Source organism: Acinetobacter sp. LoGeW2-3 (assembly GCF_002688565.1).
Lineage (GTDB): Bacteria > Pseudomonadota > Gammaproteobacteria > Pseudomonadales > Moraxellaceae > Acinetobacter.
Genome location: NZ_CP024011.1, coordinates 3,053,105 through 3,078,004, shown reverse-complemented (window position 1 = coordinate 3,078,004; position 24,900 = coordinate 3,053,105). Strand labels below are relative to the sequence as shown.

The window sequence follows — 24,900 nt, the reverse complement described above, 5'->3', positions numbered from 1 at the left end:
AAAGCTCGACTGACCATCAGGTCAGTGAGGTGAAACAGAAACCGGTGCTTAGGCGCCGGTTTTTATTTGTTTACTAGAATATAAAAAGACGCTTTATCAGTCAGATTGTAAGTACTAGATATATAAGTAAAATTAATAAAAATGCTCTTCATATATAAAGAAGATGATTCTTTCTTAACGTTCCAAAGTATGGATTGAACAACTGATTAATGGTATAGACAATATTATGATTATATTGAAAGAATTATTATAAAACTGTGTTTGGATAATGCCCGTACTTAAGTGTCGAAGGAGGTGTCTGAATGTCATATCAGTTCATTCAGCCTATACATGGAGATAGGTTCGACATTGTGGGCGATATTCATGGTGAGATCGACGCCTTAAACAGCTTACTGCATGTGATGGGCTATAACCTTGAGGGTAAGCATCCAGAACAGCGCAAATTGATCTTTGTCGGTGATCTCTGTGACCGTGGGCAGAACAGTATTGCCGTGATTCAACAGGTCAAGATTCTGATGGAGCGGGGGAATGCCTACTGTGTACTTGGCAACCATGAATTGAATTTGCTGAATCAATCCCGTCGTGAAGGTAATGGCTGGTATTTTGGCTCACCGCATATGGATGACTATAAATCTTTTTATTCCGTATCGGCCACCCCAGAAGACCAACAATGGATTCTACAATTTCTGCAAACCTTACCCATCGCACTGGAATCTGATCAAATCCGGATTGTGCATGCATGTTGGGATACACAATCTATTCAACAACTCAAATCACTGGACAAACTGCACTTGCGTGAAGCCTATGAGCATTTTGTCCAGCAGACCCAGAAGCATATTGATGATGCGGGTATTGCAGAACACGCATCAAGAGAGGCAGAGCAGTTCCGTGACGAGCTGACTGATCCGAATAGTGATATTCCGTGGCTGAAACATCTGGCGCAAAAGGAATGGATTGAGCAGATGTATAACCCGATCAAGGTCACGACTTCTGGTGCTGAATATATGACAGATAAGCCGATCTATGCAGGTGGTAAGTGGCGTATGAAAGACCGTTTACCATGGTGGGAGCATTATCAGGATGATATCCCGGTGATTATTGGACACTACTGGCGTAAGTTTAATTCGGCTGAAGTCAAAGCTGGACTGTTTCAGCAGATTGATCCATTACAGTGGTTTGGTCATAAGCAGAATGTCTTCTGCGTAGATTATTCAGTCGGGAAACGTTATCTGGATCGACAGCATCAACGAGAATTTTCTAGTAAATTAGGGGCACTTAGATGGCCTGAAAAGCAGGTAATTTTTGAAGATGGTTCAACTTATTCGACTTCTCGATCTGTTTAAATTTTATTATCCCACTATCAAATTTCAGGCAAAGAAAAAGCGACCACTAGGACCGCCTTTATACTTAAATCAGCAGTATTATTCAGCTTCAATAATTTCAAAATCATGCGTGATTTCTACACCACCATCAGACAGCATTTTGCTTGCTGAGCAGTATTTTTCGGCAGAAAGCTCGACAGCTTTCGCCACTTGCTTCTCTTTAACACCTTTACCCGTCACTACAAAATGCAGGTGAATCTTCGTAAATACTGCAGGAATCGCATCTGCGCGTTCTGCTTTGAGTTCACAACGAACGTCGGTAATGTCCTGACGCGCTTTCTTTAAAATGGTGACAATATCAAACGAAGCACAACCGCCCAAACCGGTTAATAATAGTTCCATTGGGCGAGGACCACGGTTCTCACCACCGTATTCTGGCGAGCCATCCATAATCACAGTATGACCACTTTGAGTTTTTGCTTCAAAAGCAACATTCTCTAGCCAATGTACACTTGTTTGCATTGCAACTACCTAAAAAAAGCTATAAATTTACGAAGTAACTGTACACTAACATAAATTGGGTTGATAAGGAATTTCATTCCCTCTGTGTGACAAGTTCACATTAGGTCTTGTGCGATCTAAAAATTATCCTTATTTGGAACTGTTAAGCATGACTTCAAACTTTTCACAATTAAGCACAGATGCACTTTCTCCGGGGCAATTACCAGAATCCGTGAAGGCATTATTAAAACGTGCATATATCAACCGTTACCCAAAACGTACAACGATCGTTGATGCAGGAACAGAATCTAAATCTTTATATTTGATTCTGAAGGGGTCTGTATCGATCATTCTTCGTGAAGATGATGAGCGTGAAATTGTCGTAGCATATTTGAATGCGGGTGACTTTTTTGGGGAAATGGGTTTATTCGAAGCAAATCCACAACGTACTGCAGAAGTGCGTACGCGTGACGTTTGTGAAATTGCGGAAATTACCTACGAAAACTTCCATGAACTCAGCAAGCAATATCCTGACTTAAGTTATGCGGTATTTGCCCAGCTGGTTCGACGTCTGAAGAACACCACGCGTAAAGTAACTGACCTGGCATTTATCGATGTTTCTGGTCGTATTGCACGTTGTCTGATTGATCTTTCAGCTCAGCCTGAAGCGATGATTCTGCCAAATGGCCGTCAGATCCGTATTACTCGTCAGGAAATTGGCCGTATCGTGGGCTGTTCCCGTGAAATGGTGGGGCGTGTGCTGAAAACGCTGGAAGAGCAAGGCATGATCGAAACGGATGGTAAAGCAATTCTGATCTTTGATGCTTCATTAGAACAAAATGAAGTGCCAGCTGAAGATGAATCTGAAGAATAAGCTTCGATTTTGATAAAAGGGCAAGCCTCAGGGTTTGCTTTTTTTATGTCTGCTAAAAATTCAACATCACAAATAAGAACAAACTTCTCAGAAAAGATGATTTCAGCCAGTCGCTTTCCTTCTATACTCTATGGGCACTTTAGTACGATAAGTCGAATCTAGAATAGACAGGGATTATTCATGCAATTCAAACCACTTGCAGATACAGGCATTTTACTTCCAGAAATTTGTTTGGGTACCATGACCTTTGGTGAGCAAAATACCCAAGAACAAGCTTTTGAACAGCTCGATTATGCACTGGATCAAGGGTTGTACTTTTGGGATACTGCGGAAATGTACCCGGTGCCACCAAAACCGGAAACCCAAGGTGCCACAGAACGCATTATCGGAAACTGGATTGCATCACGTGGTGGTCGTGACAAACTATTTTTAGCCTCTAAAATTGCTGGTCCATCGCAAGGTGGTAGCCATATCCGTGATGGCCAAACCAAGTTTGTGGCTTCGGAGATTTCTGCTGCAATTGATAACTCGCTTGCACGTTTGCAGACTGATTATATCGACCTTTACCAATTGCACTGGCCACAACGTCCAGCTAATTTCTTTGGCAAGCTCGGTTATGGCAATGCTGAAGCAGCAGAAGATCGTGCAGTCACTGATCTAGAAGAAACCCTGACCGCTTTACATGATGAAATCAAGAAAGGTCGTATTCGCTATATCGGTCTATCGAATGAAACGCCTTGGGGCACCATGAAGTTCCTGCATTTGGCAGAAAAGCTGGGTCTTTCTAAATTTGTCAGTGTGCAAAATCCTTATAGCTTGCTGAACCGTACTTATGAAATTGGCATGTCAGAAATCGCCAAATATGAAGGTGTAGGCTTACTGGCTTATTCACCACTGGCATTTGGTTATCTGACCGGTAAATTCCGCAATGGTGCGCGTCCAGCCAATGCCCGTGTCACTTTGTTCTCTCGCTTTAGCCGTTATAGTAATCCTGAAAGTGAATGGGCAGTCGAGCAGTATGCACAACTGGCTGAGCAGCATGGCCTGACATTAACCCAGTTGTCACTGGCTTTCATTAAACAGCAGTTCTTCGTGACTAGTACCATTATTGGTGCAACCAATCTGGATCAGCTCAAAGAAAATATTCAGGCGTTTGACGTGAATCTGTCTGAAGAAGTCTTACAAGGTATTGAAGCGATTCACCGTCAGCAGCCAAATCCAGCACCATAATTTTTGCGATTTTATTTTGAAAAGGCCTTTATTGATAAAGGCTTTTTCTATTTCACATGATTAATTTTATAGCCTAATAATAATTCTTCTTAGCTCACTTGAAATATGATTTGAGCATACCAATATTATTATTGAAGACTACCCATTATTTATATTAAGTTTTTGAAAAATATATAAAATTTTATTTGAAATTTGTGCGCCTGCTCCCATATATGAATTAAGTTAAAAATTTGTTGTGAGGAATAACAATAATGCGCTTTGAAAAATTTACAAATCGCCTGCAGCAAACCCTTTCCGATGCTCAATCCTTAGCAATGGGTAAGGATCATGCATCTATTGACGGTATTCACATTCTGGCAACCCTGTTAGATGAATCATCTAATATCAGTCTGCTGCAACAGGCAGGTGCCAACTTACGTGACTTGCAGACTAAACTGCAAACTGCGCTGAGTAACGCACCGACTTTAAGTCAATCCACTGGTGACATTAACCTCAGCCCTGAAGCAGCCAAAGTACTGCATCTGGCAGACAGTTTTGCCCAAAAAGCAGGGGACGAATTTCTCTCTACTGACTGGGTGCTGTTGGCACTGGCCGAAACAGGCAAAACCAAATCACTGTTAAGTGAAGTGGGTGTTAAAGCTGAGACCTTAAAACAAGTTATTCATCAAATTCGAGGCAATGAAAAAGTCATGAGCAATAATCATGAAGATCAACGTGACTCTTTAAATAAATACACCATTGACCTGACCGAACGTGCCATGCAAGGCAAACTCGATCCTGTGATTGGTCGTGATGATGAAATTCGCCGTACCATTCAGGTCTTGTCACGCCGTACCAAAAATAACCCGGTACTGATTGGTGAACCAGGTGTCGGTAAAACAGCGATTGTCGAAGGTCTGGCACAACGTATTGTGAATGGCGAAGTTCCAGAAGGACTGAAAGGTAAACGTGTTTTGTCACTGGACTTGGGTTCATTGCTGGCGGGTGCCAAATATCGTGGTGAGTTTGAAGAACGTCTAAAAGCCGTTCTGAAAGACTTAGCCAAACACGAAGGTGAAATCATCCTATTCATCGACGAGCTGCATACACTGGTCGGTGCCGGTAAAGGTGATGGCGCCATGGATGCGGGTAACATGCTGAAACCAGCATTAGCACGTGGTGAGCTACGTTGTGTTGGTGCGACTACACTGGATGAATACCGTCAGTACATTGAAAAAGATGCGGCTCTAGAACGTCGTTTCCAGAAAGTGCTGGTGGATGAACCAAGTGTCGAAGATACCATTGCGATTCTGCGTGGGCTGAAAGACCGTTATGCCACTCACCATGGTGTACAGATTCTAGACTCAGCCATTATCGCGGCTGCAAAAATGTCACATCGTTACATCACCGATCGTCAATTGCCAGACAAAGCGATTGACCTGATTGATGAGGCAGCTTCACGTATCAAAATGGAGCTGGATTCTAAGCCAGAAGCCTTGGATAAACTGGAACGCCGTCTGATTCAGCTGAAAATGCAGCTTGAAGCGGTGAAAAAAGACGAAGATTCTGGTGCGCAAGGCGAAGTGAAACATCTGGAAGAGCAGATTGCCACTGTAGAGAAAGAGTACAGCGAGCTGGAAGAAATCTGGCGTGCAGACAAAGCCTTGGTTGCTGGTAACAAAGACATTCAGGTGAAACTGGACCAAGCACGTATTGCATTAGAAAAGGCACAACGTGAAGGTGATCTGGCGGAAGCGGCACGTTATCAATATGGTGTGATTCCAGAGTTGCAGAAACAGCTGGAACGCATTGAAGCAGCTGAAGAAAGTGAAGCGCCAAAACTGTTGCGTGACAAAGTCACTGACAATGAAATTGCAGAAGTGGTGAGCGCAGCAACCGGTATCCCTGTATCGAAAATGATGCAGGGTGAACGTGAGAAACTGTTGCATATGGAAGAATTTCTGCATAACCGTGTCGTCGGTCAGGATGAAGCTGTGGTGGCAGTATCGAATGCAGTACGCCGTTCCCGTGCCGGATTGTCTGATCCAAATCGCCCAAGTGGTTCATTCCTGTTCCTTGGCCCAACAGGGGTCGGTAAGACTGAGTTAACTAAAGCCTTAGCGAACTTCCTGTTCGACAGTGATGATGCGATGATCCGTATCGATATGTCGGAATTTATGGAAAAACATTCGGTAAGCCGTTTGGTTGGTGCGCCTCCGGGCTATGTCGGTTATGAAGAAGGTGGTATATTGACTGAAGCAGTACGTCGTAAACCATATAGCGTGCTGCTGTTCGATGAGGTCGAGAAAGCGCATCCAGATGTATTTAACATCCTGCTGCAAGTGCTGGATGATGGTCGTCTAACTGACTCACAAGGTCGCGTGGTGGACTTCAAGAACACTGTGATCGTGATGACCTCTAACCTGGGTTCAAGCGATGTGCGTGAACTGGGCAGCGGTGCTACACGAGATGAAGTGCGTAGTGTGGTGATGAATGCGGTATCGGAACACTTCCGTCCAGAATTCATTAACCGTATCGATGAGATTGTGGTGTTCCACTCTCTGGAAAAAGCACAGATCCGTGGTATTGCCGATATCCAGTTGAACCGTCTACGTCAACGTCTGGCAGAACGCGACTTGCGCTTATCCGTGGAAGACAGTGCTTTCGATCAGTTGATCGATGTCGGCTTCGATCCATTATACGGTGCTCGTCCACTGAAACGTGCAATCCAGCAACGTATTGAAAATGGTTTGGCACAAAACATTCTTGAAGGTAAATTCAACCCGGGCGATACCATTGTGGTTAGCGCTGAAAATGGTGAATTGGTCTTTGATAAAATGAAGCTCAATTAATCCGTGATCATTGAAAAGAAAAACCCAGCCTAGGCTGGGTTTTTTATATGGTATTTACTTCTTTCATCGCACCACTTTTCATTTCTCCCTATGGGAGAAAAAGAAAGAGGGTGTAAATCGTGATGAAAGAAGTTAATTCTCAATCATATTACATTTTTGGATGAGTAATTTTCCATGCACGGTGGATCTTCTGATTACGCTTGAAATCAGGACCGATGGTTTCGTGGGTGATTTCTTCTACGTCGTAGAATGCCAGAATCTCTTCGTCCATTTCAAAGCCACGATAGTTATTTGAGAAGTACAAGGTACCATCAGTGGTTAAACGGTTCATCGCGCGTTTAATCAAAGATAGATGGTCGCGCTGTACATCAAAAGTACCGTAGAACTTCTTCGAGTTTGAGAATGTCGGTGGATCAATAAAGATCAGCTCATATTGCTCATGACCTTCTTTCAACCATTCGAAACAGTCAGAAGCAAAGAATTGATGCTGCTGATCGGCATGATCGACAGTCAGACCATTCAGAACGAAGTTTTCTTTAGACCAGTTCAGATACGTATTAGATAAATCCACACTAGTTGTACTTGCTGCACCACCTAAAGCCGCATGTAAGCTCGCCGTAGAAGTATAGCTGTACAGATTCAGGAAGTGCTTACCTTTGGCTTCACGGGCAATGCGCAGACGCATTTGACGGTGATCCAGGAACAGACCGGTATCTAGATAATCCGTTAAGTTCACCAGAATTTTGGCTTGACCTTCTTGCACGATAAAACGTTTAGACGCAGTACTTTGTTTGGTGTACTGGTTTTTACCTTCCTGACGGGCACGAGTCTTAATGAAGATCGCATCACGGCCTAAACCAGTCACAGCACGAATCGCTTGTAGTGCAAGGTTAAAACGTTTTTTGGCTTTTTCAGGATCAATTTTTTTCGGTGGTGCATATTCCTGAACGTGCAGGCGTTCACCATATAGGTCTACTGCGACATTAAAGTCAGGCAGATCGGCATCGTACAAACGTAGACAGTGAATATTTTCTTTCACAGCCCATTTTTTCAGGGTTTGCATATTCTTGGTCAGACGGTTAGCAAATTCCATCGCACCTTCGATTGGCTCAAATTGCTGTGGCTGCCAGCTTTCCAGGAATGAGCGTACCACTGCTGCTGGTTTAACTGTACCGAAACGAATGTAAATCGGTAATTTACCGTTCATCAGACGTAGAATTTGCGGATCATTGAAAGCTAAAACATCTGCTTGTTCAACTTGGGATGCAATCACAGCTGCTTTCTGATTCGGGAAATTCTTCTGTAGCAGATTAGACAGACCCAAATACAATGCGCGGTTAGAAGCCTTATCACCTAAACGCTCACCATAAGGTGGGTTGGTTACGAAGAAGGCCTTCTTGCCTTCAGCCTGGAAGTCCGGCCAGTCATTTAAAGTACGTTCTTCGATCATGATCTGGTCGAGCGCTGATTCAAAACCTGCCGCAATGATGTTTTGCTTGGTAGCTTTAACCGCTTCCCAGTCGGCATCAAAGGCATAGAATTTTGGTAATGGATTTTCCAGCGCAGCTTTATGGCGTTCAGCAGCTTCAGCTTTGATTTCCATCCATAATTCATGATTATGACCATTCCAGCCATTAAAGCCGAAACGACGTACCAGACCAGGTGCGCGATCAGTCAGAATCATTAAAGATTCAATAATAAAGGTACCTGAACCGCACATCGGATCAACCACGATATCCGGATTGATGTCTTTCAGACCGCCTTTTTGCAGAATCGCAGCTGCCAGGTTTTCCTTGATTGGCGCTTCGGTCATAAAGCGGCGGTAGCCACGTTTATGCAGTGAGTCACCCGACAAATCCAGGCAGTAGGTATGCGCTTTTTTACCCGCCAGAATATACATGGTGATTTCTGGCTGTTTGGTATCGATACTTGGACGTTTGCCCACAGCTTCCATAAAGGAATCTACGACACCATCTTTAGCACGTAAAGTGGCAAATTGGGTATTGACCTTAATATCACGTTCCACATGCAGACGAATTGCAAAGGTACTTTGTGGTGCAAAAATAAGCGACCAGTCAAAGCTGATTGCACCTTCATAAAGCTCTTCAGCCACATCACGCGCATCATGGGAGAATTCAATTTCATGCGTATGGATTGGCATCAGGACACGAGAAGCGAGGCGAGACCACATACAAATGCGATATGCATTTTCAAGTGTGCCTTTAAAGGTCAGACGACCCGGGAAACGTTCAATATCCTGAACACCTAAACCTTTGATTTCTTCTTCTAATAAGGTTTCCAGACCATCGGCACAGGTGACCCAATAATTGCTTAAACGTGAAGAGGTATTCATAAAATAGAGAGACCGGAAAAGAATAAATAAAAAAACTGTGCTCAGTTTACCGTATTTTGCCTTTTAAAGCTTTTGAAATTGTTTCGATTGGCTCTGAAATTTCATCGCAATGAACCCGGTGCAATAAAAAAGATATTAAATACGTGATAAGTGAATAAAATTGGTATGGAAATTGCTCCTTATAAAATATGAGGCTGCAGCCACTGGGGAGGGGCTGCGGTCTCACTTTTTTAAATATATTGGGGATTTAAAATGGTGAACGGAGATAGCTTTTCAATTGCAACTTTAATCTACGCACGTTTAAGACGCGTTTCTGGTCGTGTGATTGATGCAATTTACCTGTCTGAAAATAAGGAATATGCCAAGCATGTGATTGAGTTGGCTGAAGCTACTCAAGATCATGAGTTATTGCGACTTGTTGAAAAATTAAGACAGGTATTTAATCTATTTGCTGATCAAGATGAATCCTTAACGGAAATAAATCGACAGGGTCAGGAAGACTTGATTCGGGTGGAACCTACAGAAGAAGATATCTATCGTGCTCAGGTTTCACATCATTATATTGGCTCATTGCGCTAATCTGGTTATGAGTGCGGATGCTCCAGACTGAAGCACTCATTTTAGAATGCCAAAACATCGATCTATTAAAATAAAGTTAAATTATCTTATTGAAAAAATACATAGGAATTTCAAAATCAATTTTTATTATCAAGTCGGTTTTTGTACAAGTAGCCGATTTCCCAAGTGCGAACAGGAGTGAATCTCTGTATAATACGTTGACTTAACGTATAAGGAATCTCTCATGCACTTGGCTGCATTGCATACACCGAGCCAGATTCAACTCAATAAAGAAGGCAATCTAAAACACTTCTTGACTATCGAAGGTCTATCTAAAGAAACTCTTACAAAAATATTGGACACCGCGGCGTCCTTTTTTAATGACCAAAATCAGCTCATTACCAATAATTTGCTCGAAGGGCGAACGGTAATGAACCTCTTCTTCGAGAATTCTACCCGTACCCGTACCACTTTTGAAGCAGCTGCAAAGCGCCTATCTGCCAATGTTCTGAATATTGATATCGCACGTTCAAGTACCTCGAAAGGTGAAACGCTGCGCGATACTTTGTGGAACCTAGAAGCAATGGCGGCAGACATTTTCGTGGTACGTCATTCATCTTCAGGCGCAGCGCATTTTATTGCCAAAGATGTGTGTCCAAATGTCGCGATTATTAATGCAGGTGATGGCCGTCACGCCCATCCAACCCAAGCCATGCTGGATATGCTCACCATTCGCCGTGAGACTAAAAAGAATTTTGAAGATATTTCAATTGCCATCATTGGTGATATCAAACACTCACGTGTCGCGCGTTCTGATGTTGCAGCCTTGCAAACTTTAGGCTGTAAAGATATCCGTGTGATTGCACCAAATACCTTGCTTCCTTATGGTTTCGATGATTACGGTCCAGAAGTGCGTCTGTTCAATAACATGGAAGATGGCATTAAAGACTGTGACGTGATCATTACCTTGCGTATCCAGAACGAACGCATTGATTCGCCAGCACTGTCTTCTCAAGCTGAATTCTACAAAATGTACGGTCTGAACAAAGAACGTCTGGCACTGGCTAAACCGGACTGCATCGTGATGCACCCAGGCCCAATGAACCGTGGTGTAGAAATTGATTCCAGTATTGCCGATGGTCCACAGTCCGTGATTCTGCATCAGGTGACCAATGGTATTGCGGTACGTATGGCGGTGTTGGCACTTTCAATGCAAGGCCAGCTCCAGGAACAAGGTTTGATTGAAGCGATTGCGGTATAAGGAATAAGTCATGTCTATTGTTAAAATTGAGAATGTTCGAGTTCTAGACCCAATCGAAAAAATCGACAGCGTACAAACTGTTTATTTAGAAAATGGCAAGCGTGTTGCTGAAACTACGAAGGTGTTAGAGACCATTGATGGACAAGGCAAATGGTTGATGCCAACCATGGTCGATCTATGCGCACGTTTACGTGAACCAGGCCAGCAACAGCATGGTACGCTGAAATCTGAAGGTAAAGCAGCACGTGAAAACGGTATTCTGCATGTATTTACTCCACCAGATTCAAAGCCAATCGTGCAGGACAATGGTGCGCTGATTCATGGTCTAGTTGAAAAAGCCATGCTGGATGGTGGTATCTATCTGGAAGTAATTGGTGCGCAAACTCAAGGTTTGAAAGGCAATCAGCCTGCCAATATGGCCGGTCTGAAAAAAGGTGGCTGTACTGCAGTTTCGAATGCCAATGCGCCGTTTGCTGATGATGACGTCGTGATTCGTACTCTAGAATATGCAGCAGGTCTGAATCTGACTGTAGTGTTCTATGCAGAAGAACCACAAATTGCCAAAGATGGCTGTGTGCATGAAGGCTTTATTGCATCACGCCAAGGCTTGCCAATGATTCCAGCACTGGCTGAAACCGTTGCGATTGCCAAATATCTGCTCATGATTGAAGCAACGAAAGTACGTGCTCACTTCGGTCTATTGTCTTGTGGCGCTTCAGTAGAACTGATTCGGATCGCTAAAGAAAAAGGCTTACCAGTAACCTGTGACGTAGCAATGCATCAATTGCATTTGACCGATGCATTGATTGATGGCTTTAATTCACTTGCGCATGTTCGTCCGCCATTACGTTCTGAGGCTGATAAAGAATTACTGCGTCAAGGCGTAAAATCTGGTGTGATTGACGCGATCTGTACCCATCACGAACCACTGAGCAGTTCTGCAAAAATGGCACCGTTTGCTGAAACTCAACCGGGCTTTACTGCTTTTGATACTTTTGTACCATTCGGTGTGCAATTGGTAAATGAAGGTCTGTTTACCCCACTGGAATGGGTGGAGAAAGTCACCCTGGCGCCGGCAACAGTAGCGAAAATGCAGAACCGCTGGATTCAGGAAGCGGGTTGGGTGCTGGTGGATCCAGAGCTGGAATGGACTTTAACTAAAGAAACCATCGTATCTCAAGGTAAAAATACACCATTGATCAACCAAAAGGTCAAAGGAAAAGTTTTACAAAGCTTTGTACCTGCTTAAATCATTTTTTGCTTGTTTTAATTAAAGTCAGCTTCGGCTGGCTTTTTTTATTTTGGTAAACATATCATTAACTAGCACTCATGAAACGTTATGATTTCCATACAACTATTTACATTTACTAAAAAGATCGGGCTTTAAACTGAATAAATATTAATCATTAAAAAATCAAAAGAATGGTGACTTTATGAATGAAGACCTGATTCAACGATTAAAATATCATGTCACTCCGACTGTACTGCAAGGTGAAACGGAGTATGTTGCTGCCAAAGAGCAGGCGCTTGCTCAATTTTATCCTATTTTCCTGAGCGTCTTGCGTGCGCATCCGGAACAGGCAGAAACCCTCGGTCAGCAATTAAATCCAAAGATCAGTGAATTATTCACAGAAAAACCAGAAATCAAACAACGACTGCTAGATCATCTGGCTAACACCTCAGATAGCGTACCTCAGGAACAGCTTGAACAGACCTTAAACCGCTCGATTAAACCAACGATTGAATATTTAAAAACTGAAGCCGATGCATCTAATCCAGATGCAATTAATTATGTAATTGAAACCAATAATGACTCAATACAAAAATCCTTGCCGGCGTGGGCTTCTCCGCTTCTGTTGACTATAGGCGCATCGCCACTAGTGGATCATCATCCAACCCCAGTACCAGGAATTGATCCCGAACCGGTTGAGCCACCCGTTCAGAAAGCGAAACGGAATGCGTTCCTTGTACCTGTGTTTGCATTCATTGCGGTGGCAGTTTTAATTATGTTCTTCTTCCGAGGATGTACGCGTGATGATGATCCAGATGATATCCGCGACATGCAGAAGAGTCAGGCAGCTGCAACACAACCTGCATTTTTAAAATTAAGTACGGGTAGTGAAGGACAGATCACCAGCTGTCAGGTGCAGGTGAATGATCAGCAATATATGGAAATTCTGCAAAACGAAATCAAGCAGATTTACAACTACAACATTGGTTGTGGTACCGCCAATAACCAGAGCTATCATTCGCAATTTATTGATCAGGATGCTATTCCCACAGTACTCAAAACGATACAAGGTGTACCGAATGTCAGCTTGAACTGGGTGGGTGATCAGGTATCTGTGCAGGCAGCCAATTCCGCAGATGCAGCGCGTATTACTGGTGAAATCCGTAATCTGGCAAAAAATATGCAGGTCATGGCCCAGCAACCAGTGAAACCTCAACAAATGGCAAGTGCTCAAAGTAATGAGGCTGAAAAAGTACTGGCGAGTATGCAAACTGAACAAATTAAGGCTTTAGATGTTGCGACAGCTTTAAATTTACAAGCGATTAACTTTGCGGCAGGTTCAACAGAAATCCCTGAAACCAATCAATCAATTCTGGATCAGACCGCAGCTTTGATGAAACGTGCACCACAAGTTCATTTGCGAGTGATTGGTCATACAGATGCGCAAGGTAATGAGGAGCAAAATAAACAGTTGTCTTTACAGCGTGCCCAAGCAATTATGAATTATTTGATTAAGCAGGGTGTTGATCCTGCTCAAGTGAATGCAGTAGGTATCGGGTCAGCTCAACCAAATGCCGGTAATGCTAAAGAGGTAGACCGTTATAAAAACCGTCGTATTGCCTTTGAGGTAATGAATATCGATACTGGTACTGTACGTGCGGTTGATGAGCAAGGTGTGAAACAGAAGGTATAAATATAAGACTTAAGTAAATTGATTAAAATAAAAAAGGACGAATTGCTTCGTCCTTTTTTTATTGGCATGCTGTGCGCAATGATTCAGGAATATGAGTAGATGCGGATTACTATCATCGGGGCAGGGCGAGTGGCCTATCATCTGGCGCGGGTATTATCAGAACAACATGAGGTTGTGCAGATCTATAGCCGGACTTTAGAAAAAGCACAGCAACTGGCTGAACAATTCAAGGCACAAGCGATAGCCCAACCTAAAGAGCTGCTTAGTGATGTGGATCTGGTAATAATTGCTGTGAGTGACCAGTCTATTGCTTCAGTGATTGAGCAGATTCACCCGTATCTACCACACAACTTGATTGTCCATACCTCAGGTAGTACCCATCTAGATGTACTCAAAAAAGTGCATGCACGAGCTGGCGTATTCTATCCATTACAAACCTTTAGTCTGGAGCGTGATATTGACTGGCAGACGACACCACTGTTTATTGAAGCGGCAAATGAACAAGATCAAACCTTATTATTAGAGCTTGCAAAAAGTCTAAGCAAGCGAGTCTATAATTACAGTTCTAGTCAACGCTTGAGCTTACATTTAGCTGCTGTATTTGCCTGTAACTTTAGTAATTATTGTTATGACATGGCCAAACAGGTGGTTGATGCAGAAAATGTAGATTTCAGCTTACTTTATCCCTTGATTCTGGAAACTGCCAATAAAGCCACACAGAATGATCCTCGTCAGATGCAGACCGGACCTGCGATGCGTGGCGATCAGAATATTCTCAATATGCATCAGCAGATGTTAGAGCAGTCTCAACGAAATGATTTGGCAGAAGTGTATGCATTGCTAAGCCAGCAGATCTTGCAACGTCATCAATCTTCTTAAGTGTAAGAAAAACCATCTAGCTACTTGAATTCCGTGCAGAATTCTCAATCAGGCATTGAGTTTCATTCAGAATTTTGATTGTCTATTTTCAAAAAATATCTTAAGTTGAGAAGATAATAATGAAAATGGAACAATAACAATGCAACAGGAATTTGACTACATCATTATTGGTGGAGGGAGCGCAGGATGCGTACTGGCCAGTCGTTTAAGTGAAGATCCTAATATTTCGGTCTGTCTTTTAGAAGCAGGTGGTCATGGCAATGCATGGACAGTGAACATTCCCGCCGCCTGTGTCATGAGTTTGCCGACCAAAATCAACAACTGGGCGTTTGAAACTGTTCCACAAAAAGGGCTGAATGGACGTAAAGGTTATCAGCCACGTGGCAAATGTCTGGGTGGTTCATCCGCAATTAACGCCATGATTTATATTCGTGGTAATCGTGCCGATTATGATGATTGGGCAGCGCAAGGCTGTACTGGTTGGTCTTATGAGGAAGTGCTGCCATATTTCATCAGGTCTGAAAACAATCATCGCATTCAGAATGAATATCATGGTAATGATGGTCCTTTACATGTATCCGATGTGCAAACGGACAGTATTTTCCATGAACGTTATCTGCAGGCAGCACGTGAACAGGGCTATCCGGTTCTGGATGATTTTAATGGTGCAGAGCAAGAAGGCTTAGGTATTTATCAGGTCACGCATGATAATGGTGAACGTTGTAGTGCAGCTCGAGCATATCTGTTTCCTCATTTGAATCGTCCGAATCTAACCATCTGGACCAAAGCCACCACACATAAAATCTTAATTGAGCAAAAAACAGCAGTCGGCGTTCAGGTACAACATGCTGGTCAATTAAAAATTTTAAAGGCACGGCAGGAAGTTTTACTCTCGGCTGGCGCTATGCAATCTCCACATATCCTGATGCTATCTGGAATTGGTAATGCTGAAGAATTGCAACAGCATGGCATTGAACTTAATCATCATTTACCGGGCGTTGGAAAGAATTTTCATGACCATCCCGATTTTATTTTTGGCTATAGTGTCAAGGAGTTTGCCGGAACCTTTGGAATTTCCATGTCAGGTTCACTGGATATGTTGAAGCAGATTACACGTTATCGCAGTGAACGCCGTGGCATGATTGCCTCTAATTTTGCTGAATGTGGTGGCTTTATCAAAAGTTCCCCTGATCTGAAAATTCCAAATCTGCAACTGCATTTTGTGGTGGCGCTGGTGGATGACCATGCACGAAAATTCCGTAGTAGTCATGGCATTTCCTGCCATGTCTGTTTATTAAATCCGCGCAGTCGGGGCTCGATCAAACTCAGTGGACCAAATATTCATGATCCACTCTTGATTGATCCAAATTTCCTGGATGATGAGCGCGATTTGGATGATCTGGTGCAAGGTTTTAAATTGACGCAAAAGTTAATGCAATCACCATCACTTTCCAGTCTGTATAAGCAGGACTTATTTACCGCGAATGTGAAAACGGATGATGACATCCGGGACATTCTGCGTAATCGGGTCGATACCGTGTATCACCCGGTCGGTAGCTGTAAGATGGGCGTTGATGAGATGTCTGTGGTCGATCCTGAACTCTGTGTTTATGGTATTCAAAATCTTCGAGTCATTGATGCTTCAGTCATGCCATCGGTTGTGAATGGCAATACCAATGCGCCAACGATTATGATTGCGGAAAAAGCAGTGGATCTGATCCGTGCAAGACAACAGGCACCAAAAGTTGCTTAATAATATGAGAACTTCATTTTTACAGAATTAATAGGGATAGCATATGACGTCATGGGAACAAGGTACCAATCTGGATAATACCAAATATATGCAGGATATCTTTCAGCAGCAGCGTCAGGCCTGTTTGCAAGCGGCCTATCCAAGCTATGAACAGCGTCAGCAGCAACTGAAAACGCTACATCAAATGGTAGTTGAGCATCAGGATGAAATGGCAGACGCGATTAGCCGGGATTTCTCCAATCGGAGCCTTGATGAAACCAAGCTGTTTGAAGTGCTGATCAGCTTAAATGGACTGAAACACAGCTTAAAGCATCTAAAAAAATGGATGAAGCCGAGTAAACGTCAGGTCGGAATTTTATTCCAGCCAGCGACTGGCTATGTAATGTACCAGCCAGTAGGCGTGGTTGGTATTGTAGTCCCATGGAATTATCCACTTTTTCTCGCCATCGGACCTTTAGGACAGGCATTGGCAGCGGGTAACCGGATCATGCTGAAAATGAGTGAATATACCCCGGAATTTTCCAGCCTGTTTCAACAGCTGATTGCGCGATATTTTCCAGCGGATCAAATTGCAGTTGTGACAGGAGATGCTCAGGTGGCGCAGCAATTCACGACTTTGCCGTTTGATCATTTGCTATTTACCGGTGCGACATCTATTGCGCGGCATGTGCTGCATGCAGCAGCCGATAATCTAACGCCAGTGACACTGGAACTTGGTGGCAAGTCCCCTGTGATTGTTGCTAAGGATGCCGATTTACAGGAAAGTGCATGTCGTCTAGCATTTGGCAAAACCATGAATGCCGGGCAGACTTGTGTGGCACCTGATTATGCATTTGTTCATCAGTCACAAATACCGGCCTTTATAGAGGCTTATTTCAACGCAATTCGACAGTTTTATCCAAATAGTATCCTGAGTAATCCGGATTATACGACCATTGTTAATGACCGCCAGTTTACTCGTTTGCAGCAGTATATTGAGGATGCGAGAGCCAAAGGTGCTGAGTTACATCAGATTGAACAGGGCGTAGATGGGCGTCGTTTGCCACATCTGGTCCTGACCAATGTGCATGAAGATATGCTAATCATGCAGAATGAAATCTTTGGGCCATTGCTACCAGTCATTGGCTATGAGCAGATTGATGAAGCGATTGACTATATCAACCAGCATGACCGGCCATTAGCACTGTATTATTTCGGCTATGATAAAGTTGAGCAGCAAAAAGTGCTACATGCAACGCATAGTGGTGGAGTTTGTCTCAATGAAACTTTAATGACCGCGGGTATGGAAGATATGCCATTTGGCGGGATCGGACCATCTGGAATGGGGCATTATCATGGACATGAAGGCTTTAAGACCTTTAGTCATGCCAAGTCAGTCTTTAGTCGACCAAAATTCAGTTTGATGAAGTTGATTTATCCGCCGTATGGCAGTTCGATCCTCAAATTGATTTATCGTATTTTTCTACGTTAATAAAAAAGCGCTGAACAATCAGCGCTTTTTTGACTTTTAAATTAAGAAATTTTCTTAAAGATAAAATCATTAATCTTGTGACCAGCTTCGATACCACGACGTTCAAATTTAGTCTGAGGACGCCAGTCAGGACGTGGATAACTATTACCTTTGCCTGCCAGATTTTCTAAACGTGGACGTTCTTCCAGAACTTCCAGCATCCATTCCGCATATGGTTCCCAGTCTGTTGCAGCGTGGAATGTACCGCCAAGCTCTAGCTTTTGCTCAACCAATGGCATACGGTCGTGTGACACGAAACGGCGTTTAAAGTGACGTTTTTTCTGCCATGGATCAGGGAAGTAGAGTTGAATAGTATTGATACTGTTGTCTGGCATTTCACGTAATACCTGAATTGCATCAGCATCTAGTACACGTAAGTTAGTCACGCCTGCCATACCTGCTTCATACACGCACTGTGCAATACCCGGTACATGCACTTCGATACCGACAAAGTTACGTTCAGGATTGGCTTTGGCCATCAGTACCAGTGAACGGCCCATACCGAAACCGATTTCTACAGTCAGTGGACGTTCAGGATGTTCAAAATGCTGACGTAAATCCCCAACAGGATATTCCAAAATTAAGTGACCATATTGTTCAAGCGCAGTACGTTGAGAGGTGTTCAGCGGTGCTGAGCGGCGCATAAACGTCACAATTTCACGGTGCTCGCTTAAATTGTCCAGCTCCACGACTTGCTGGTCTAATTGATCGTTCGACATAACTTTGGCAAATCTAAATAATTCAGAATGCGGTATTTTAAGTCCTGAGCTGAGCAAGTCAAACTTTTCTCAGGAATTCGCCATTAAAAATAGAGCTTCAGCAAAGGACAGGTAAAATAAAAGGACCAATTGGTCCTTTTACTGAATATGATTTCTAATCAGGTCTGATAACGATCCACCAACGTGCTGCTGGCTTCATTCAGTCCAATTACCTGTACATCAATGCCTTGAGCCTTGAATTTCTGCACCATATTATTAAACATATTCACAGAAGTGACATCCCAGATATGCGCATGAGTCAGATCTAGCTCGACTTTTTTCACGTTTTCCTTAAAGTCAAAGAACTGATAGAAACGGTCGGAACTACTAAAGAAAATCTGCCCGGAAATCTCATAACGACGTGAATTTTCATCAATCAAATGGGTATCAACATGAACCGTATTTTCTAGCTTGTTGATAAAGAACAGAGCAGACAGAACGACACCAATGAGTACACCTAACGCGAGATTATGTGTTGCCAAAACCACCAGTACGACTGCAATCATCACCACATTAAAGACAAGAGGATGCTTGCCAAATTGCTTGATCGCGCCCCACTGGAAGGTGGTAAAAGACACCATGATCATAATTGCGACTAATGCAGCCATAGGAATATAAGCCAGCCAGTCTTTCAGGAACACCACCAGACAGAGCAGGAATACCCCGGCAACTAGGGTAGACAGACGGGTACGTGCACCAGAAGAAACGTTAATGATCGACTGACCAATCATGGCACAGCCGGCCATGCCGCCCATAAAGCCGCTAACAATATTCGCCATACCTTGACCACGACATTCCTGATGACGGTCACTTTCTGAATCGGTGACTTCATCCACCACGGTTGTGGTCATCATGGTTTCAAGTAAACCGACAGTAGCCAAAGTCACTGAATAAGGGAAAATGATCTGTAGTGTTTCAAAATTCAGCGGAATTTCTGGGATCAAGAAAACAGGTAAAGTATCTGGAAAATGCCCAAGATCACTCACGGTACGCATATCTGCACCGAGTAAAAGTGCTAATCCACTGAGGATCATAATACAAATCAGCGGTGAGGGAATGGCTTTACCAATTTTCGGAATATAAGGAAATAAATAGATAATCACTAAACCGAGCGCGACAAATAGATAACCGATAGCATCCATTTTTTGCATTTCTGGAATCTGCGCGACAAAAATCAAAATCGCCAAGGCATTCAAGAAACCATAAACCACAGATTGCGAAACAAAGCGCATTAATTTGGCAACTTTAAATGTTCCCGCAATCACCTGAATTATCCCGGTCAATATCGTAGCAGCCAGTAAGTATTGCAAACCATGGTCTTTAACCAAGGTGATCATCAGTAATGCCATCGCACCTGTTGCTGCCGAAATCATCGCAGGGCGACCACCAAAGAAAGCAATGGATACCGCGATACAGAACGAGGCATACAGACCGACTTGAGGATCGACGCCAGCAATGGCAGAGAAGGCAATCGACTCTGGAATGAGTGCCAAACCGACCACCAGTCCAGCCAGAACATCAGTGCGGATATTGGAAAACCATTCCTCTTTTTTCAGACTTATCACAGAATTTCATCATTAAATTTTAAACCCTGCGTATCTTAATCGTCCTGGTTTAAAAATCCACACAAGAATGACTTGAAAATGTCAGGAATATACTCAATATTGAAGGAGTAAATGTCTTTTGGCGGCAGTTACGCTTTTTTGCAATTTACAGGTTTGATCACTTGAAAGTTTGTTGGAAGCGATTTAAAACATTGAGAAGTAGATAACAAGGATCAGAAATGAAGCTTTACTATGCACCTGGTGCATGCTCGTTGGCAGCACATATTATTTTAAATGAAATTAATGTTGATTTTGATTTGGAACGTGTTGATTTAAAAACACATAAAACTGAGAAAGGCGCAGATTATTACGAGATCAATCCAAAAGGCTATGTTCCAGCACTGGAAATTAACCCAGGTCTGATCCTAACTGAAAACGTTGCGATTCTTCCATTTCTGGCACAACACGATCCAAAACAAGATTTAATTCCGCCATCGGGTATGGGGCGTGCCAAAGTTCTGGAATGGTTAGGTTACCTGAACTCAGAATTGCATGATGCGTATTCAGTTTTTTTTGGTGCGCCAATGGATGATGAAACCAAGAAAAAAGCCTATGCAGAAATTGACCGTTTATTAAGCTACATTGATAAAGCCATTGGTGAATCAGACAATGACTATCTGGTAGATGATAACTTTGGTCCAGCAGATGCTTATCTGTTTGTACTGACTAACTGGTCTAACCATATTGAACATGACCTGACTCCTTATAAGAATATTATTGCGATTCGCAATAAAGTAGCTGAACGTCAGTCAGTACAAATTGCGATGCGTGATGAAGGTTTAATTCCTTAATTCTCAAGTTTCGAAGAAGCGCCATATGGCGCTTTTTTTATTACTTCAAAAATTATTATTGATATTTAGTCAATAATCATTTTCAGATTAACGACTTTTTAGGGATAAACAGAATCTTTATAGTGCCTGCATAGATTTTTAGATGCAGATTTTTTTTAATGAAAAATATTTTATTGGTAAATGGCGCGAAAACTTTTGCACACTCGAATGGTGAATTAAATGATACCTTGACTGAGCTGGCTCAAGAAGTATTGTCAGAGTTAGGACATCAGGTTCAGATCACTCGTGCCGACAGTGAATATGATACACAAGCTGAAGTTGAAAAATATCTTTGGGCAGATACGGTCATTTATCAGATGCCGGGCTGGTGGATGGGTACACCATGGACAGTGAAAAAGTATATTGATGATGTCTTTACAGAAGGGCATGGCAGCCTGTATGCAAATGATGGTCGCTCACGTTCAGACGTTTCAAAAAAATATGGCTCAGGTGGTCTTATTCACGATAAAAACTATATGTTGTCACTTACCTGGAATGCACCGATGGAGGCTTTTAATGATGCTGAGCAATTTTTCCATGGAGTAGGCATAGATGGTGTTTACTTACCATTTCATAAAGCCAACCAATTCTTGGGTATGCAGGCTTTACCAACATTTATAGTAAATGATGTCATTAAAGTACCGAAAGTTGACACATATATCGTCCAGTATCGTGAACACTTAACTAAAATTTTCGCTTAATCAGGAGATGTAACCATGATTACCGTTATTGCTGAAATTATCTGTCATTCAGAACAAGATATGAAAAAAGTTCTGGATTCATTTGAAAACATTCGTGCACAGGTATTACAAGAGCTGGGTTGTCATCTCTATGATGTTTATATTGATCATCCATCGATTGAGAGTCAATTGCAGACCAAAGTGCCTTTTTCAATCATGATGTTTGAGAAATGGGAAAGTATTCAGCATCTGGAAACCCATATGCACAGTGTGAATATGCAGCAACATGCCAAAGCCACTGAAGGCGCGGTTGCCAGTGTGAAGATCCGTATTTTAGAAGCGCTTTAGATTGCAACTGTGAGTTTAAAAGAGTCTGTGATTATATTTTGAGTTCCACATTTGGACTGATCCAAGTGAGTGGATGAAATCTCATACTTAATCTTAAAATGTAATCAGGATAATGAATGTTTAAAAGTTCAGGAGTTTACTGGAAGCTCCTGAACTGATTGACATCACTAAAATAAATCCTTTGGTTGTATATAACATCCCAAATTCTTATTTAAAGAAATAACCGGTTTCGGGCGAGCTGGCATTGGCCATACGCTTACGCGGCATACGACCGGCCAAGAATGCTTCACGACCTGCTTCCACTGCTTTGCGCATAGCAGACGCCATCAAGACCGGATTTTGCGCAGCAGCAATCGCGGTATTCATTAATACGCCGTCGCAACCCAGTTCCATAGCAATTGCTGCATCACTGGCTGTACCAACACCGGCATCAACCAAAACAGGCACTTTGGCATTTTCTTTAATAATGGAAATGGTGTGCGGATTCAAAATACCGAGACCTGAACCAATCAGACTACCTAAAGGCATAATCGCAACACAGCCCATACTTTCCAGTTCTTGCGCTACAATTGGATCATCTGAGGTATACACCATGATTTCAAAACCATCATCAATCAGGGTGTGGGCAGCTTTTAATGTTTCAGTAATGTTTGGATATAAGGTCTTTTCATCACCCAGAACTTCCAGTTTCACCAGATTATGTCCATCCAGTAGTTCACGTGCCAACATACAGGTACGTACTGCACTATTGGCATCGAAACAACCCGCCGTATTTGGCAGAATGGTGTATTTTTCTGGTGGAACGACAGAGAGCAGGTTCGGTTGATCGGGATGCTGACCGATATTCACACGGCGGATTGCAACCGTCACGATCTCTGCACCACTGGCCTGAATTGCTTGGTCAGTTTCCTGTAGGTCTTTATATTTTCCTGTACCAACCAACAGACGTGACTGGAACTGGCGTGAGCCAATTTGAAGTATATCTTGCATAGTATTTTCCGAACCTTAGCCGCCACCGACAGCGTGAATGATTTCGATTTTATCTGCCTCACAGATTGGCGTTGCTGCCAATCTGCTTTTGGGAACGATCATTTCATTGACTTCAACAGCATAGCGCTTACCCTCAAGCGCAAGATGCTGGACCAGTTCCATCAAGGTCGTGCAGTCGGTCTGTTGTTGTTCGCCATTGATATAGATGTTCATGTTGGCACCCTCTGAATGTGATCAGTTCTTACTTGATGTATTTGAATGCATTCCAGGCCAGAGTCAGCCAGCCTGCGATCATCAGTGCACCGCCAATCGGGGTAATTGCACCCAAACCGCGCGGTAAACCAAGCGCCATAATATAAAGTGAACCACTGAACAGTAAAATGCCCAATTGAATCAAAATAAAACTTGGCTTAATTGGCAACTGTGGAATCACTTTTGCCAGGATACCTAATAGCAGTAAGCCCAGCGCATGATAGAAAAAGTAATCGGTTGCAGTCTGCCACCAGCCAAGCTGAGCCTCAGTTGCACGGCTCTTTAAACCATGTGCACCAAAAGCACCAAGCATGACCGCTAGGGCGAGGTTAATCGCTGAAATCGCAATCCACATCTGAATTGATCATCCTGTAAATTTTGCGCTTAACCTTAGCATAAAAGTACAGGCTGAAACACGGCATTAAAAGATAAAAAAGCCTTCAGATCTGAAGGCTTTTTTATATAAAACTTTTTATAAAATGCTTGGAACTTAGTTGGAAGACATCGCAACTTTAATTTTTTCCATGGCATTTTTTTCCAGTTGACGAATACGCTCGGCAGAAACATTGTATTCTGCGGCAAGCTCATGCAGGGTGGATTTTTCATCATCTAACCAGCGACGCTGCAAGATGTTACGTGAACGGTCATCAAGTTGTTCCATGGCATCGTGCAGGGCAGCAGTACTTTGTTCTTCGTAGTCTTCATTTTCAATCAGACGTGCCGGATCGTAACGGTTATCTTCCAGATATAGTGCTGGAGCAACATGACCTGAACCTTCATCGTCATCATCGCCAGAAGCTTCAAATGCTGCATCATAGGCAGTCAAACGGCCTTCCATTTCCAGAACCTGTTCAGGGGTCACATTCAGGTCATTAGCAATGGATCGAGCTTCATCTAATGTCAGCTTTTTAGATGACTTTTTTAGACTACGCAGATTAAAGAACAGTTTACGCTGTGCTTTGGTGGTCGCAATTTTAACAATACGCCAATTACGAATCACATATTCGTGGATTTCCGCCTTAATCCAGTGCACGGCAAAGGAAACAAGACGGACACCCATATTCGGGTCAAAGCGTTTTACCGCTTTCATAAGACCAAGGTTGCCTTCTTGGATGAGGTCACCTTGAGGCAGGCCATAACCTGCGTAACTACGTGCAATATGTACAACAAAACGCAGGTGGGACATCACCAGCATTTTTGCTGCGTCCAAATCCTGGTCATAGAAATATCGGTCTGCCAACTCTTTTTCTTGTTCGGCAGTTAAAATAGGAATCTGATTGACAGTACTAATATAAGCACCGAGATTGACACCTGGCGCCGATAATGACAGGGGCATCAATTGATTGCTGCTGTCACTCATGTGTTCTCCTTAAGGAATAACGGGATCATTCCCAAATCTAAGATTTATGTTAATCCAATCTCCAGTCAAATGATGGATATTT

General features: G+C 42.9%; 22 protein-coding genes. 14 read left to right on the top strand and 8 right to left on the bottom strand.

Annotated elements, in window-relative coordinates:
• The first annotated feature begins 302 nt into the window (after positions 1–302).
• Complete coding sequence (locus BS636_RS14955) at positions 303–1,343, top strand: metallophosphoesterase (protein ID WP_099339498.1); 1,041 nt, start codon at positions 303–305, stop codon at positions 1,341–1,343.
• A gap of 78 nt (positions 1,344–1,421) precedes the next feature.
• On the opposite strand, the gene BS636_RS14950 is transcribed toward BS636_RS14955, so the two are convergent.
• Positions 1,422–1,844 carry an OsmC family protein gene (locus BS636_RS14950; RefSeq protein ID WP_099339497.1) on the bottom strand — a complete coding sequence of 141 codons (423 nt, stop codon included), beginning with the start codon at positions 1,842–1,844 and terminating at the stop codon, positions 1,422–1,424.
• 148 nt (positions 1,845–1,992) lie between these two features.
• On the opposite strand from BS636_RS14950, the gene crp reads away from it, so the two are divergent.
• The 3 genes from crp to clpB all read left to right on the top strand — a co-directional run bounded on the left by crp (position 1,993) and on the right by clpB (position 6,758).
• Positions 1,993–2,697: a cAMP-activated global transcriptional regulator CRP gene (gene crp / locus BS636_RS14945; protein ID WP_099339496.1), complete on the top strand. Its 705-nt coding sequence runs from the start codon at positions 1,993–1,995 to the stop codon at positions 2,695–2,697.
• Between the two features lie 180 nt (positions 2,698–2,877).
• A complete protein-coding gene (locus BS636_RS14940; protein ID WP_099339495.1) occupies positions 2,878–3,927 on the top strand; it encodes an NADP(H)-dependent aldo-keto reductase in 1,050 nt (349 codons plus the stop codon).
• Between the two features lie 251 nt (positions 3,928–4,178).
• Entirely contained in the window at positions 4,179–6,758 is a 2,580-nt protein-coding gene (gene clpB, locus BS636_RS14935) for an ATP-dependent chaperone ClpB (RefSeq protein ID WP_099339494.1), read from the top strand.
• A 148-nt stretch (positions 6,759–6,906) separates the two neighbouring features.
• On the opposite strand, the gene rlmKL is transcribed toward clpB, so the two are convergent.
• A complete protein-coding gene (gene rlmKL / locus BS636_RS14930; RefSeq protein ID WP_099339493.1) occupies positions 6,907–9,111 on the bottom strand; it encodes a bifunctional 23S rRNA (guanine(2069)-N(7))-methyltransferase RlmK/23S rRNA (guanine(2445)-N(2))-methyltransferase RlmL in 2,205 nt (734 codons plus the stop codon).
• Between the two features lie 252 nt (positions 9,112–9,363).
• Here rlmKL and BS636_RS14925 point away from each other — a divergent pair, with 252 nt between their 5' ends.
• From BS636_RS14925 to BS636_RS14895, 7 genes are all read left to right on the top strand, one after another.
• Entirely contained in the window at positions 9,364–9,690 is a 327-nt protein-coding gene (locus BS636_RS14925; RefSeq protein ID WP_099339492.1) for a hypothetical protein, read from the top strand.
• Between the two features lie 223 nt (positions 9,691–9,913).
• Positions 9,914–10,930 carry an aspartate carbamoyltransferase catalytic subunit gene (locus BS636_RS14920; RefSeq protein WP_099339491.1) on the top strand — a complete coding sequence of 339 codons (1,017 nt, stop codon included), beginning with the start codon at positions 9,914–9,916 and terminating at the stop codon, positions 10,928–10,930.
• 10 nt (positions 10,931–10,940) lie between these two features.
• On the top strand, positions 10,941–12,179 hold the full coding sequence (locus BS636_RS14915; protein WP_099339490.1) for a dihydroorotase: 1,239 nt from the start codon (positions 10,941–10,943) through the stop codon (positions 12,177–12,179).
• Positions 12,180–12,363: 184 nt separating this feature from the next.
• Positions 12,364–13,854: an OmpA family protein gene (locus BS636_RS14910; RefSeq protein ID WP_099339489.1), complete on the top strand. Its 1,491-nt coding sequence runs from the start codon at positions 12,364–12,366 to the stop codon at positions 13,852–13,854.
• A gap of 99 nt (positions 13,855–13,953) precedes the next feature.
• The gene (locus BS636_RS14905; RefSeq protein WP_099339488.1) at positions 13,954–14,733 is read left to right on the top strand and encodes a Rossmann-like and DUF2520 domain-containing protein; all 780 of its coding nucleotides are present in this window, start codon (positions 13,954–13,956) and stop codon (positions 14,731–14,733) included.
• A gap of 139 nt (positions 14,734–14,872) precedes the next feature.
• Positions 14,873–16,486 carry a GMC family oxidoreductase gene (locus BS636_RS14900; RefSeq protein ID WP_099339487.1) on the top strand — a complete coding sequence of 538 codons (1,614 nt, stop codon included), beginning with the start codon at positions 14,873–14,875 and terminating at the stop codon, positions 16,484–16,486.
• A 43-nt stretch (positions 16,487–16,529) separates the two neighbouring features.
• A complete protein-coding gene (locus tag BS636_RS14895; RefSeq protein WP_099339486.1) occupies positions 16,530–17,957 on the top strand; it encodes a coniferyl aldehyde dehydrogenase in 1,428 nt (475 codons plus the stop codon).
• Positions 17,958–17,998: 41 nt separating this feature from the next.
• Here BS636_RS14895 and trmB read toward each other — a convergent pair whose 3' ends face one another.
• On the bottom strand, positions 17,999–18,715 hold the full coding sequence (gene trmB / locus BS636_RS14890; protein ID WP_099339485.1) for a tRNA (guanosine(46)-N7)-methyltransferase TrmB: 717 nt from the start codon (positions 18,713–18,715) through the stop codon (positions 17,999–18,001).
• A 158-nt stretch (positions 18,716–18,873) separates the two neighbouring features.
• Complete coding sequence (locus BS636_RS14885) at positions 18,874–20,319, bottom strand: SulP family inorganic anion transporter (protein WP_099339484.1); 1,446 nt, start codon at positions 20,317–20,319, stop codon at positions 18,874–18,876.
• Between the two features lie 218 nt (positions 20,320–20,537).
• Between BS636_RS14885 and BS636_RS14880 the strand changes: the two genes are divergently transcribed.
• The 3 genes from BS636_RS14880 to BS636_RS14870 all read left to right on the top strand — a co-directional run bounded on the left by BS636_RS14880 (position 20,538) and on the right by BS636_RS14870 (position 22,216).
• A complete protein-coding gene (locus BS636_RS14880) occupies positions 20,538–21,149 on the top strand; it encodes a glutathione binding-like protein (RefSeq protein WP_099339483.1) in 612 nt (203 codons plus the stop codon).
• A gap of 158 nt (positions 21,150–21,307) precedes the next feature.
• On the top strand, positions 21,308–21,889 hold the full coding sequence (locus BS636_RS14875; protein ID WP_099339482.1) for an NAD(P)H-dependent oxidoreductase: 582 nt from the start codon (positions 21,308–21,310) through the stop codon (positions 21,887–21,889).
• Positions 21,890–21,904: 15 nt separating this feature from the next.
• Positions 21,905–22,216 carry a putative quinol monooxygenase gene (locus BS636_RS14870; RefSeq protein WP_099339481.1) on the top strand — a complete coding sequence of 104 codons (312 nt, stop codon included), beginning with the start codon at positions 21,905–21,907 and terminating at the stop codon, positions 22,214–22,216.
• A 207-nt stretch (positions 22,217–22,423) separates the two neighbouring features.
• On the opposite strand, the gene BS636_RS14865 is transcribed toward BS636_RS14870, so the two are convergent.
• The 4 genes from BS636_RS14865 to rpoH all read right to left on the bottom strand — a co-directional run bounded on the left by BS636_RS14865 (position 22,424) and on the right by rpoH (position 24,818).
• Positions 22,424–23,206: a thiazole synthase gene (locus BS636_RS14865; RefSeq protein WP_099339480.1), complete on the bottom strand. Its 783-nt coding sequence runs from the start codon at positions 23,204–23,206 to the stop codon at positions 22,424–22,426.
• A gap of 15 nt (positions 23,207–23,221) precedes the next feature.
• Positions 23,222–23,419: a sulfur carrier protein ThiS gene (thiS, locus tag BS636_RS14860; protein WP_004812315.1), complete on the bottom strand. Its 198-nt coding sequence runs from the start codon at positions 23,417–23,419 to the stop codon at positions 23,222–23,224.
• A 28-nt stretch (positions 23,420–23,447) separates the two neighbouring features.
• Positions 23,448–23,813: a DUF423 domain-containing protein gene (locus tag BS636_RS14855; protein ID WP_099339479.1), complete on the bottom strand. Its 366-nt coding sequence runs from the start codon at positions 23,811–23,813 to the stop codon at positions 23,448–23,450.
• Between the two features lie 135 nt (positions 23,814–23,948).
• Positions 23,949–24,818, bottom strand: coding sequence for an RNA polymerase sigma factor RpoH (gene rpoH / locus BS636_RS14850; RefSeq protein WP_004894167.1), 870 nt, complete (start codon positions 24,816–24,818; stop codon positions 23,949–23,951).
• Positions 24,819–24,900: the final 82 nt, after the last annotated feature.